This window comes from Mycobacterium sp. AMU20-3851, assembly GCF_043974665.1.
Taxonomy (GTDB): Bacteria; Actinomycetota; Actinomycetes; order Mycobacteriales; family Mycobacteriaceae; genus Mycobacterium.
Map to the genome: position 1 here is coordinate 404,354 of NZ_CP146371.1, position 11,954 is coordinate 416,307.

The following is an 11,954-nucleotide window of genomic DNA, read 5'->3' on the forward strand; positions in this document are numbered from 1 at the left end:
CCGGGTCGGCGAGCCTGACTGCGCTGGCGATGGTGGTGGTGCTGCTGGCCGTGACGATCGGGGTGGCGGTGCTGGGGTCTGTGGTCATCGCGCGGCACCGGGCCCAGTCCGCCGCGGATCTGGCCGCACTCTCGGCGGCGGCGTGGGTGGCGGCCGGACGCCAGGTCGCCTGCGCCCGCGCAGCATCGGTGGCCACCGCGGTGCACACCGCGGTCACCGACTGCACCGTGCACGGCCTGGACGCGGTCGTCACCGTGGAGGCGGCGGCCGGGGTGCCGGGCTGGCGGGCGTCCGCCCGGGCTCGCGCCGGCCCGGCCGATTAGTCCGTGGCGTCGGTCGACTTACCCAGGCGCAGCAGTGATTTCAGGCCGGCCCGGGACGAGGGGTCGGCATCGTCGCGCGACGCGGCGAGTTCCTCCTCGGTGGGCAACCGCATGGACAGCAGGGCGGCATGGGTGTCCTCGTCGATCTGCACCATGTTGGCCGTGACGTGCACCGGGGTGTAGCCCCCGCCCACGGCGGGCAGGCGCAGCACCCGCGCGGTCGGGCCGCCGGCGATCTCGGCCCGCATGCGCTGCGTCTGGCCGAAATCCTCGGGATGCAGCGCCGGTACGTCACCGTCGAGGGCGCGCCAGTCGTAGAACGGGGCCGGGCGGTCCAGCCATTTGAGCAACCGCCAGTGATTCAGGTCGACCAACGCGCGGTGCACACCCGGTGCGGCCAGCCCGTTCAGGATGCGCTGGGCGAGATCGTCCGGTCGCACCACCGGCCCCTCGCGCACACTGCGCCAGTTCATCGCCCGGCAGATCAGCCGGTCGCTGCCGTCCTCCTGCTGCTCCTGGACGGCGCGGGCGACGAAGCCGACGGTGATCCGCTCGCCGCGGTAGTCGGTGACATCCCAGGTGCTGCACAGCTGCAGGCCCGGCTTGGCCTTGATCACCATGGACAGCACCTTGGACTCGTTGGGGTTCAACGCCCGGGCCGGCAGATCCTCGGCGAACGCCCGGCCGTGGGTGGCCTCGACGGTGACATCCCGGCCGGCGTTGGCCAGCGATTCCGGGGTGTCGGTGGCGATGCCGGTGGTCAGGTCCCATTTCAACGGACCGGGGATCGGACGTTCCGGTGGCTCGGCGTCCGGCGGCCCCACCCAGAGGTGCACCCCGTGGACCACCCCGTCACTCATGCACACCACCTCGGTACGAATCACGCGGTCGTGTTTGGGGGTGATGATGCTCAGTGCGTGCCCGGCGCGCACCGTCTCGCCGATGGCCGACTCGATGGTCATCAGATGTGGATTTCGGCGGAGAAAGCTGCTGGTCGGTACCAGGTTCTTGGTTCTGGGGCCCTGCGCAACCACAGCAGGTTCGTCTCCGAGCGTCTCCACGAGCAACCAGTCGTGGTTCATGGGAGGCAGTTTAGCGGCCGGCGGTACGGCAGCCGGTATTTGCTCAGCCTGCGGAATTCGTAGAAACTTGCTGGTCACAAGCCCCGGATTTCTGGTCCGGTGCGGTCGCGGTCCCTCCATACGATTGCGGTAAGAGCCGGTCAGGGGTAGTTTTTCCGGCGCGCCAAAATGGTTGGGGGATGAAGACGGATCGCGTTGTCCGACCGTCTTCTAAGTAGGTCCGGGCTCGGCGCGCTGGGGGTGGCGGTCACCGAGGGGTGGGCCGAAGCGCGGTATCAGTGTCGCGCCAGCGCGTCGAGTACCAGGCGGAGCACCCGCACCGCGCCCGCCTTGTCCAGCGGATCGTTGCCGTTGCCGCATTTCGGGGACTGCACACAGGACGGGCAACCGGAGGGGCACTCGCACGCCTCGATCGCCGCTGCGGTTGCCGCCCACCAGGTCTGGATCTGCCGGTAGCCCCGTTCGGCGAAACCGGCGCCGCCGGGATACCCGTCGTAAACGAAGATCGTCGGTAACCCGGCGGTGGCTCCGGGCCCGGGCCCGACCGCCGTCGACACGCCACCGATGTCGCCGCGGTCGCAACTGGCCACCAGCGGCAGCAGCCCGATCGCTGCGTGTTCGGCCGCATGCAGCGCGCCGGGCACCGACAGCGATTCGATGCCGTTGTCGGCCAATGCTTCCGGCGTGATCGTGCACATCACGGCGACGGTGTCCAGGGTGCGGGTGGGCATCTCGAGTTCGACGAAGTCGATCACCTCGCCGTCCAGCGCGCGCCGCAGGTACCCGGTGACGGTGTTGGACACCGACACCGGGACGACACCGACGGTCACCGGTCCGTGGCTGCTCAGCTCGCCGTCGCCGGTCACCGCGATGTCGGTGATCTCGCGGGCCGAGGTGGTGTACCCGGGATCCTGGGCGTGCACCAGGGCGATGCCGTCCTCGAAGTCCAGATCGTCGACCACGTAGGTCTCGCCCTGGTGCAGGTAGACCGCGCCGGGGTGCACCGTCGCGGGGGCCTGACCGGTGCCGGTGGTGCCCAGCACCCGACCGGTCCCGGTTTCCAGGATCGCGATCTGGCCGCCGGTGGAGCCGCGGATGTCGACCGCCGGGTGCGGATCCACGCCCGGCGCCGGGAAATACCCGCCGGGGCGGCGGCGCAGCAGACCGTCGTCGATCAGCGTCGCGGCGACCGCATCGGCGTCCCAGGCTCTGACCTCGACGTCGGTGAGCGGCAGTTCGGTGGCGGCGCAGAGCAGCTGCGGGCCCAGGACATACGGATTCCGCGGGTCGATGACCACCCGTTCGATGGGTTTGTCCAGCAATGCGTGCGGGTGGTGCACCAGGTAGGTGTCCAGTGGGTCGTCGCGGGCGATCATCACGATGAGCGCGCTCTGCCCGCGCCGACCGGACCGTCCGGCCTGCTGCCAGAACGAGGCGACGGTGCCCGGGAAGCCGGCCAGCACCACCGCGTCCAGCCCGGCGATGTCGACACCCAGCTCCAGGGCGTTCGTGGTGGCCAGGCCGCGCAGTTCCCCCTCGGACAGCGCGTGCTCCAGGGCTCGGCGGTCCTCGGCGAGGTACCCGGCCCGGTAGGACGCGACGTACTCGGCCAGGTCCGGGGCCACCTGCTCGAGCCGGGCCCGGGCGCCCAGCGCGGTCAGTTCGGCGCCGCGCCGGGACCGGACGAAGGTCAGGGTGCGCGCCCCCTCGGCCATCAGGTCGGCCATCACCCGGGCGGCCTCGGCGCCGGCGGACCGGCGTACCGGCGCCCCGTTCTCGCCGACCAGATCGGGCAGCAGGGCCGGCTCCCAGAGCGCGACGGTCCGCCCGCCCTGCGGGGAGCCGTCCTCGGTCACCGCGGTGACGGTCTGCCCGATCAGTTCGGAGGCGGTATCGGCCGGCGACGCGGTGGTGGCACTGGCGAAGATCACCGTCGGCGAGCCGGAGTACCGCTCGCACAGGCGCAGCAGGCGGCGCAGCACCAGGGCCACATTGGAACCGAAGATGCCGCGGTAGTAGTGGCATTCGTCGACCACGATGTAGCGCAGATTCCGCAGGAAGACCGCCCATTTCGGGTGATTGCGCAGCAGGGACAGGTGGATCATGTCCGGATTGGAGAAGATCCAGCGCGACCGTTCCCGCGCGAACCGGCGCAGATCGGTGGTGGCGTCCCCGTCGTAGGCGCTGGGTGCCACATCGCGGAGCCGGGGCAGCGCATCGGTCAATGCCTGCGCGGCACGCAACTGGTCGTGGCCGAGTGCCTTGGTCGGGGACAGGTACAGCGCGCGGGCCCGCGGGTCGGCGGCCAACGCGGTGAGGATGGGTAGCTGGTAGCCCAGCGACTTGCCCGACGCGGTGCCGGTGGACAGCACGACGTGCCGGCCGGCATGAGCAAGGTCCGCGGCGTCCACCTGATGCGACCACGGGGCGCGGACGCCCCGGTCGGCGAATGCGGCGACCAGGTCCGGATCGGCCCAGCGCGGCCAGTCCCGGGTGGCCCCGCGCCTGGGCGGCAGGTCCTCGACGTGGCGCACCGGATGCTCGTCCGGGTCGGTGCCCTCGATCGCCCGAGTCAGCAGGTCCCGGCCGAAATCGGACCCAGAATGCGTCCCGGAATCAGACAAGGGTCGCCTTTCAAGATCGTTTTCGTGTGTACCCAGGTCAATTGTTAACTACATGATCATTTTGAAGACTGTCGCTGGGGCCTTGAACATGGTTGACTGAACGTGGTCGCAGCTTCTGTGTTCGTGTTTCAGCACCCGCAGGATCGATACGTTGCGATCGCGGTTCCTGCGAGGTTGTAGGTCGGGTCGAGTTCCGGCGACACACGCGTTGGTATGGCGGTCGGAACGGGCCCGGTACACCGGAAGTCGGTGAACCGCACCCGGTAAGAGAAGGAATGTACGAAAGATGCCACAGGGAACTGTGAAGTGGTTCAACGCGGAGAAGGGCTTCGGCTTCATCGCCCCCGAGGACGGCTCCGCTGACGTCTTTGTCCACTACACGGAAATCCAGGGTTCGGGCTTCCGCACCCTGGAGGAGAACCAGAAGGTGGAGTTCGAGGTCGGCCAGAGCCCCAAGGGGCCGCAGGCCACCGGCGTCCGCGCCGTCTGAGCCACCGCACTAGGAGGACACCCCCGGCCGAGCCGGGGGTGTTTTCGTATCGAACGCCGATAGTGTCGGTCAGGTGAGCCAGCTGTCCTTCTTCTCGGCAGAATCGGTGCCGCCCGCCGTCGCCGACCTGACCGGGCTGCTGGCTGCCCATGGTCAGGTGGTGATCAGCGCGGGCGAGGCACGGCTGTCCGTCGTGGTCGACCAGCTGTGGCGGGCCCGGGAACTGGCCGCGATGATCACCGAGGTCGGGCTGACACCCGAGATCGCCCGCACCGACGAGAACACCCCGCTGGTGCGCACCGGGATGGACAGCCGCCTGGTGGGCATCGCCCGGGACTGGACGCGCGGCGCGGTGAAGACGGTGCCGGCCCAGTGGGTGCCCGGCGCGCGCGAGCTGCGGGCCTGGACAGTGGCCGCGGGGCAACCCGAAACCGATGATCGCTACTTGCTGGGATTGGACCCGCACGCACCGGACACGCACGCCGCGCTGGCGTCGGCGCTGATGCGGGTGGGAATCGCCCCGACTCTGATCGGTACCCGCGGGTCGCGTCCGGGGTTGCGCATCAGTGGCAGGCGGCGGCTGTCACGGCTGGTAGAGAACGTCGGGGAACCGCCGGACGACCCTGACGCGTTCGCACATTGGCCGCGAATATAAGGACGTCCGGCGGGCGAGCCAGTTTGCACATGCCCGCCCAGGATGCGAAATTGTCAGTTGCCAGGGCGCCGCACGGCGTTTTGGCAACAGCTGAAGTGGAGAGTAGAAGAAGGTGGCTGACGACGACCGGAGCCGGGCAGGCGCCGGTAACGTTCGGCGGCTCGTGATTGTCGAGTCGCCCACTAAAGCACGTAAGATTGCGGGCTACCTCGGCTCCAATTACATCGTCGAATCCTCCCGGGGCCACATCCGTGACCTGCCCCGGGCGGCCGCCGATGTGCCGGCGAAGTACAAGTCCGAACCGTGGGCGCGGCTCGGCGTCAACGTCGATGCGGACTTCGAACCGCTCTACATCGTCAGCCCGGACAAGAAGAGCACCGTCACCGAGCTCAAGAGCCTGCTCAAGGACGTCGACGAGCTCTATCTCGCGACGGACGGTGACCGTGAGGGCGAGGCCATCGCCTGGCATCTGCTCGAAACGCTCAAACCGCGCATCCCGGTCAAGCGGATGGTGTTCCACGAGATCACCGAACCGGCCATCCGGGCCGCCGCGGAAAGCCCGCGTGACCTGGACATCGACCTGGTCGACGCGCAGGAGACCCGGCGCATCCTGGACCGGCTCTACGGCTACGAGGTCTCACCCGTGCTGTGGAAGAAGGTGGCCCCCAAGCTGTCGGCCGGCCGCGTGCAGTCGGTGGCGACCCGCATCATCGTCCAGCGCGAACGTGAGCGGATGGCCTTCCGCAGTGCCGGCTACTGGGACGTCACCGCCGAGCTGGACGCCAGCGTGTCCGACCCGCAGGCCGCCCCGCCGAAGTTCACCGCGAAGCTGAACACCGTCGACGGGCGCCGGGTGGCGACCGGACGTGACTTCGACTCGCTCGGCGCGGTCAAACGCCCCGAAGAAGTGCTGGTGCTCGACGAGGCCGCCGCGGCGGCGCTGGCCGGCGGTCTGCGCGGGGCGCAGTTGACCGTCGCCTCGGTGGAGCAGAAGCCCTACACCCGCAAGCCCTACCCGCCGTTCATGACCTCGACGCTGCAGCAGGAGGCCGGCCGCAAGCTGCGCTTCTCCTCCGAGCGCACCATGAGCATCGCGCAGCGGCTGTACGAAAACGGCTACATCACCTACATGCGTACCGACTCGACCACGTTGTCCGAGTCGGCGATCAACGCCGCCCGCACCCAGGCCGGTCAGCTCTACGGCCAGGAGTACGTGCACCCCACCCCGCGGCAGTACACCCGCAAGGTGAAGAACGCGCAGGAGGCCCACGAGGCGATCCGCCCCGCCGGTGACGTGTTCCAGACGCCCGGCCAGCTGCACAGCGCCCTGGACACCGACGAGTTCCGGCTCTACGAGCTGATCTGGCAGCGCACGGTGGCCTCGCAGATGGCCGATGCCCGCGGCACCACGCTGAGCCTGCGGATCGCCGGTACGGCAGCCGCCGGTGAGCAGGTGGTGTTCAACGCCTCGGGGCGCACCATCACCTTCCCGGGTTTCCTGAAGGCCTACGTCGAGAGCCTGGACGAACAGGCCGGTGGTGAGGCCGACGACGCGGAGAGCCGTCTGCCCAACCTGACCCAGGGCCAGCGGGTCGACGCCGCGGACCTGACCGCCGACGGGCACACCACCTCGCCCCCGGCCCGCTACACCGAGGCCTCGCTGATCAAGGCGCTGGAAGACCTGGGCATCGGCCGCCCGTCGACCTACAGCTCGATCATCAAGACGATCCAGGACCGCGGCTACGTCCACAAGAAGGGCAGCGCGCTGGTGCCGTCCTGGGTGGCCTTCGCGGTGATCGGGCTGCTGGAACAGCATTTCAGCCGGTTGGTCGACTACGACTTCACCGCCGCGATGGAGGACGAGCTCGACGAGATCGCTGCCGGTAATGAGCGACGGACCAACTGGCTCAACAACTTCTACTTCGGTGGCGAGCACGGGGTGGACGGGTCGATCGCCCGCGAAGGTGGGCTCAAGCAGCTCGTCGGCGGCAACCTGGAGGGCATCGATGCCCGAGAGGTCAACTCCATCAAGCTGTTCGACGATGCCGAGGGGCGCGCCGTAAATGTCCGGGTCGGCCGCAACGGGCCGTACCTGGAGCGGATGATCGCCGACCCGGACAATCCGGGTGAACTCAAGCCGCAGCGTGCCAACCTCAAGGATGAGCTGACGCCCGACGAGCTCACCCTCGAGCTCGCCGAAAAGGCTTTCGCCACACCGCAAGAGGGCCGCTCGCTCGGTGTCGATCCGGAGACCGGGCACGAGATCGTGGCCAAGGACGGACGATTCGGGCCCTACGTCACCGAGATCCTGCCCGAGCCCCCGGATGACGGGGAGGCGGGCAGCCCGGCGAAGAAGGGCAAGAAGCCCACCGGTCCGAAGCCGCGCACCGGTTCGCTGCTGCGCACGATGGATCTGGAGACCGTCACCCTCGAGGACGCGCTCAAGCTGCTGTCGCTGCCGCGGGTGGTCGGAGTCGACCCCGAGAGCAAGGAAGAGATCACCGCGCAGAACGGCCGATACGGGCCATATCTGAAGCGCGGCACCGACTCTCGATCGCTGGCCACCGAGGAACAGATGTTCACCATCACCCTCGACGAGGCGTTGAAGATCTACGCCGAACCCAAGCGGCGCGGCCGTCAGGGTGCTGCCACCCCGCCGCTGCGCGAACTCGGGGTGGACCCGGTGTCGGAGAAGCCGATGGTGATCAAGGACGGCCGGTTCGGCCCCTACGTCACCGACGGGGAGACCAACGCCAGCCTGCGCAAGGGCGATGACGTGCTGTCGATCACCGACGCGCGGGCCTCTGAGCTGCTGGCCGACCGTCGGGCCCGTGGTCCGGTGAAGAAGGCCGCCAAGAAGGCTCCGGCGAAGAAGGCCGCGGCCAAGAAGACCGCCGCCAAGAAGGCGCCGGCTAAGAAGGCCGCGAAAAAGGCCTGACCGGCCGCGCCAGCTGTGTCGGGGCCGTGCGCCCGCGCAGTTCCACGGTCTCGCCGACGTCCCAGCACAGCGCCTCGGCGTCCAGCGCGCCGCTGACCGCGATGGCGGAGGCGAGCACATGGCCCTCCTCCAGCTTGGCCAGCTCGGTGAGCCGGGCGGCCTCGTTCACCGGGTCGCCGATGACGGTGTACTCGAACCGGGCCTGTGCTCCGATGTGTCCGGCGATCGCCCGGCCGGCGGAGACGCCGATGCCGAACTCGTTCTGCCCCAGCACATTCACCAGCTCGTCGTGGAGTTCACGGGAGGCCGCCAGCGCGGCGCCGGAGGCATCCGGGTGCTCGATGGGGGCGCCGAAGATGGCCAGCGCCGCATCGCCCTGGAACTTGTTGACGAACCCGCCGTGCTTGTTCACGGTGTCGACGACGACGCGGAAGAACTCGTTGAGCAGGTTCACCACTTCCGACGCCGGGACGGTCGAGGCAAGCTGGGTGGAACCGACGAGGTCGACGAACAGCACCGCGACGTCGCGTTCCTGTCCGCCCAGTTCGGTGCCCCGCTCCAGCGCGCGACGGGCCACGTCCTCGCCGACGTAACGACCGAACAGATCGCGCAGCCGCTGCCGCTCGGCCAGATCGCGCACCATGTCGTTGAACCCGGCCTGCAGCAGGCCGAGTTCACTCGCGTCGTAGATCTGCATGTGCGCGTTGTAGTTTCCGCGCTGCACCTCGCCGAGCGCCCAGCGCAGCTGCCGCAGCGGGTCGGCGATCGACATCGAGACCAGGATGGTGCCGATCAGACCGATCAGCAGCGCGGCGATGGCCAGCAGCAGGATCGGTGTGGTCAACTTGTCCGCCGGTGCGCTGAGGATCTCGAACTTGCTGGCCACCACCGCCAGCACGATGGCCAGGATCGGTACCCCGGTGGACAGTACCCAGGTCAGCACCTGGCGCAGGATGACCCCGGGGGCGCGGAAGTTCTCCGGCACACCCGTGCGCAGCGCGGCGACCGCGACCGGGCGCAGCACCCGCTCGGACTGCAGATAGCCGATGATCGCCACCGCCGTGGCGGCCAGGGCGGCGGCCACCGCCACCACCGGGGCCGACTTGCTGGCCACCGGCCAGCTGGCCACGATGAAAACGATGGAGCCCAGAAACCAGTTGGTCACGTTGATGACCGACCGGTAGAACGGCATCTTCAGGGCGCGTACCCGGGCCACCTCCGTGATGGTGGTGGAGGTGTCGCCGAGCAGGGTGTCGCGGCGTTGCCAGCGGATCACCGGGATGAGCATCCGCAGGGTGATGTAGGCGGCGATGGTGAACGACACGAACAGATAGCCGAGGAAGATCGCCAAGTTGAAGGTGGGCAGCTCCTGCAGCTGGATACGGTCCTCCGGCGGCAGACCGTAGCGCAGGAAGCCGAGGACCAGCAACGCGCCGATGATGTCGGCCTGAACCATCCCCAGACCGAACACCGGCCACGGCGTGCGGGCCACCCATCGGACGAACGCGCTGATGCGCCCGATCGGTACCACCTCCGCGTTCACCCGTTTACCGTATCGGGCCGGGCGGACGTGCCGTGCCGCTGCCAGCGTGTCGTGTCCCCGGGTGGCACTACTGTTGACCGGTGCGTAGCGGTGTTTTCTCGCGTCTGGTGGGTCAGGACCTCGTGGAGGCCGAGTTGCTCGCGGCGGCGACGGCGGCTCGGGGTGAAAAGTCTCACAGCGGTCTCACCGCCGGCGGGATGACGCATGCCTGGCTGATCACCGGCCCGCCGGGGTCGGGTCGATCGGTCGCCGCGGTGTGTTTCGCCGCCGCCCTGCAGTGCACGTCCGAGGGGGAGCCGGGGTGTGGTGAGTGCCGCGCCTGCACCACGACGATGGCCGGTACGCACGCCGATGTGCGCCGGATCATCCCGGAGGGGTTGTCCATCGGGGTGAAGGAGATGCGCGACATCGTGCAGATCGCGTCGCGACGGCCCGGCACCGGTCGGTGGCAGATCGTGGTGGTCGAGGACGCCGACCGGCTCACCGAGGGGGCGGCCAACGCGCTGCTCAAGGTGGTGGAGGAGCCGCCGTCGTCGACGGTGTTCCTGCTGTGCGCACCGTCGGTGGACCCCGAGGACATCGCGGTCACGCTGCGCTCGCGCTGCCGGCACGTCGCTCTGGTGACGCCGCCGACCGCCGCGATCGCCGAGGTGCTCACCGAGCGGGACGGGATCGCCGCCGATGTCGCGGCGTGGGCGGCCTCGGTCAGCGGCGGGCATGTGGGCCGGGCGCGGCGGTTGGCCACCGACCCGGAGTCCCGGCAGCGCCGGGAGCGCGCACTGAGTCTGGCCCGTGATGCGGCGACCCCGTCCCGGGCGTTCGGCGCCGCGGAGGAACTGGTGGCCACCGCCGAGGCGGAAGCCAAGGCGCTGACCGTGGACCGCAACGAGACCGAGGCCGAGGAGCTGCGGACCGCGCTCGGTGCCGGCGGGACGGGGAAGGGCACCGCGGGCACCATCCGCGGTGCGGCCGGGGCGATGAAACAGCTCGAGGCGCGGCAGAAGTCGCGCCAGACCCGCGCCTCCCGGGATGCGCTGGACCGGGCCCTGATGGACCTGGCCACCTACTTCCGTGACGCGATGGTGGTGTCGGCGGGGGCCGCTCAGGTGGTGGCCAACCACCCGGACATGGCGGAGAAGGCGGGCGCGATGGCCGAGCACGTCCCGCCGGACCGGCTGCTGCGCTGTATCGAGGCGGTGCTGCAGTGCCGGGAGGCGCTCGCCACCAACGTGAAGCCGAAGTTCGCGGTGGACGCCATGGTGGCCACCGTCGGGCAGGCGCTGCGGAACTGATTAGTGTCGCGGCGGGGGCCTGCCGTAGACTCATGCCGCCCACTTCGGTGAGCCCGCCACCCTAGCTCAGTCGGTAGAGCAATTCACTCGTAATGAATAGGTCAGGGGTTCGATTCCCCTGGGTGGCTCCACACCCTCACGGCTGTACGGCATCCCGCCAGGCCAACGGATTCAGTTCGCGGTAGGGATCGTCGGCCCGGACTTCCCCGAGTTCGGCCAGAATTGTCTCCAACGACGTCTGGGTCTGGGCCTTGACGGTATCGGCCCAGGCCTCGGCGGTGACCCCGGCGGGTCTGCCGGTGGCGATGGGCTCGGCGAAACGCAGGTACATCCGCTGCGGCCGGGGGATGAGGGTCGGGCCGATCCCCCGCAGCAACGGCATGGCCATCTCGGGTTTGCCGCCCAGTCGCTGCGCCAGGGCCTGGCTGAGACGCCCCCACCGCCCCTCGCGCGTGACGAGGCTGCGGTACACCTCGTCGCCGCCGAGCAGCCCTGCGGGCACGATCGGATAGCCGTGCTCGGCCGCGATCCGGGCGAATCCCGACCGGCCCTGCCAACGCAGGGTGTTCTCTTCCCCTTTGAACTTGGCGATCTCCCGACCGCCGCCGGGGAAGACCAGGATGGGTTGGTCGTGACTCATCAGCTCACGCGCGGCCTCGGGCGCGCCGACGGTGGCTCCGCAGGCGGCCAGCAGATCGGCGGCAGGACCGGGCATCTTGCCGAAGCCGCGGTCGGCCAGTGGGCGCACCAGGGCCCCGATCTCGCGGCGCACCAGATAGGGGATCAGGAATCCCTCCGCCCCGGACTGGGTGTGGTTGCCCACCAACAGGAACCGGCCGTCCCGCGGGAGATGCTCGAGCCCGTCCACGTAGGGGCGGTAGAGGTCGACCAGCGGCGCGGCGGCGTCGGCGACGGTCTCGAGGACCCGGCGGATCGCCATGATGCGTCCCGGCTGAGCCATCAGATTCTCGGTGTCGGTCATGACTGACATGTCATCACCGTACCGA

At 69.4% G+C, this 11,954-nt stretch carries 9 protein-coding genes and 1 tRNA gene; 6 read left to right on the plus strand and 4 right to left on the minus strand.

The genetic code is table 11. The features are described from left to right. The first annotated feature begins 29 nt into the window (after positions 1-29). Positions 30-323: an Rv3654c family TadE-like protein gene (locus tag V4U86_RS02005; RefSeq protein ID WP_395309633.1), complete on the plus strand. Its 294-nt coding sequence runs from the start codon at positions 30-32 to the stop codon at positions 321-323. Here V4U86_RS02005 and V4U86_RS02010 read toward each other — a convergent pair. Continuing rightward, positions 320-1,405 carry a PAS domain-containing protein gene (locus V4U86_RS02010; protein ID WP_395309634.1) on the minus strand — a complete coding sequence of 362 codons (1,086 nt, stop codon included), beginning with the start codon at positions 1,403-1,405 and terminating at the stop codon, positions 320-322. The genes V4U86_RS02005 and V4U86_RS02010 overlap by 4 nt on opposite strands. A 275-nt stretch (positions 1,406-1,680) precedes the next feature. After that, positions 1,681-4,029, minus strand: a complete 2,349-nt coding sequence (locus tag V4U86_RS02015; protein WP_395309635.1) for a DEAD/DEAH box helicase — start codon at positions 4,027-4,029, stop codon at positions 1,681-1,683. A gap of 286 nt (positions 4,030-4,315) precedes the next feature. Between V4U86_RS02015 and V4U86_RS02020 the strand changes: the two genes are divergently transcribed. The 3 genes from V4U86_RS02020 (at position 4,316) to topA (ending at position 8,112) form a co-directional block, all read left to right on the plus strand. After that, on the plus strand, positions 4,316-4,519 hold the full coding sequence (locus V4U86_RS02020; RefSeq protein WP_006243848.1) for a cold-shock protein: 204 nt from the start codon (positions 4,316-4,318) through the stop codon (positions 4,517-4,519). A 73-nt stretch (positions 4,520-4,592) separates the two neighbouring features. Then, the gene (locus tag V4U86_RS02025) at positions 4,593-5,174 is read left to right on the plus strand and encodes a hypothetical protein (protein ID WP_395309636.1); all 582 of its coding nucleotides are present in this window, start codon (positions 4,593-4,595) and stop codon (positions 5,172-5,174) included. Between the two features lie 112 nt (positions 5,175-5,286). Beyond that, complete coding sequence (topA, locus tag V4U86_RS02030) at positions 5,287-8,112, plus strand: type I DNA topoisomerase (protein ID WP_395309637.1); 2,826 nt, start codon at positions 5,287-5,289, stop codon at positions 8,110-8,112. Here the strand turns inward: topA and V4U86_RS02035 are convergent. Then, on the minus strand, positions 8,087-9,700 hold the full coding sequence (locus V4U86_RS02035; protein ID WP_395311884.1) for an adenylate/guanylate cyclase domain-containing protein: 1,614 nt from the start codon (positions 9,698-9,700) through the stop codon (positions 8,087-8,089). The two genes, topA and V4U86_RS02035, sit on opposite strands and share 26 nt — an antisense overlap. Before the next feature lie 35 nt (positions 9,701-9,735). Between V4U86_RS02035 and V4U86_RS02040 the strand changes: the two genes are divergently transcribed. Both V4U86_RS02040 and V4U86_RS02045 read left to right on the plus strand, forming a co-directional pair. Continuing rightward, on the plus strand, positions 9,736-10,947 hold the full coding sequence (locus V4U86_RS02040) for a DNA polymerase III subunit delta' (RefSeq protein ID WP_395309638.1): 1,212 nt from the start codon (positions 9,736-9,738) through the stop codon (positions 10,945-10,947). A 55-nt stretch (positions 10,948-11,002) separates the two neighbouring features. Next, positions 11,003-11,078: transfer RNA gene (locus V4U86_RS02045), tRNA-Thr, on the plus strand. Positions 11,079-11,083: 5 nt separating this feature from the next. Here the strand turns inward: V4U86_RS02045 and V4U86_RS02050 are convergent. Further along, on the minus strand, positions 11,084-11,938 hold the full coding sequence (locus tag V4U86_RS02050; protein WP_395309639.1) for a lysophospholipid acyltransferase family protein: 855 nt from the start codon (positions 11,936-11,938) through the stop codon (positions 11,084-11,086). Positions 11,939-11,954: the final 16 nt, after the last annotated feature.

What these genes read in the sequence shown, in the direction of transcription:
- V4U86_RS02020 (WP_006243848.1), top strand. Translation starts at nt 4,316, where the DNA reads ATGCCACAGGGAACTGTGAAGTGGTTCAACGCGGAGAAGGGCTTCGGC.
- V4U86_RS02005 (WP_395309633.1), top strand. Translation starts at nt 30, where the DNA reads ATGGTGGTGGTGCTGCTGGCCGTGACGATCGGGGTGGCGGTGCTGGGG.
- V4U86_RS02050 (WP_395309639.1), bottom strand. Translation starts at nt 11,938, where the DNA reads ATGTCAGTCATGACCGACACCGAGAATCTGATGGCTCAGCCGGGACGC.
- V4U86_RS02010 (WP_395309634.1), bottom strand. Translation starts at nt 1,405, where the DNA reads ATGAACCACGACTGGTTGCTCGTGGAGACGCTCGGAGACGAACCTGCT.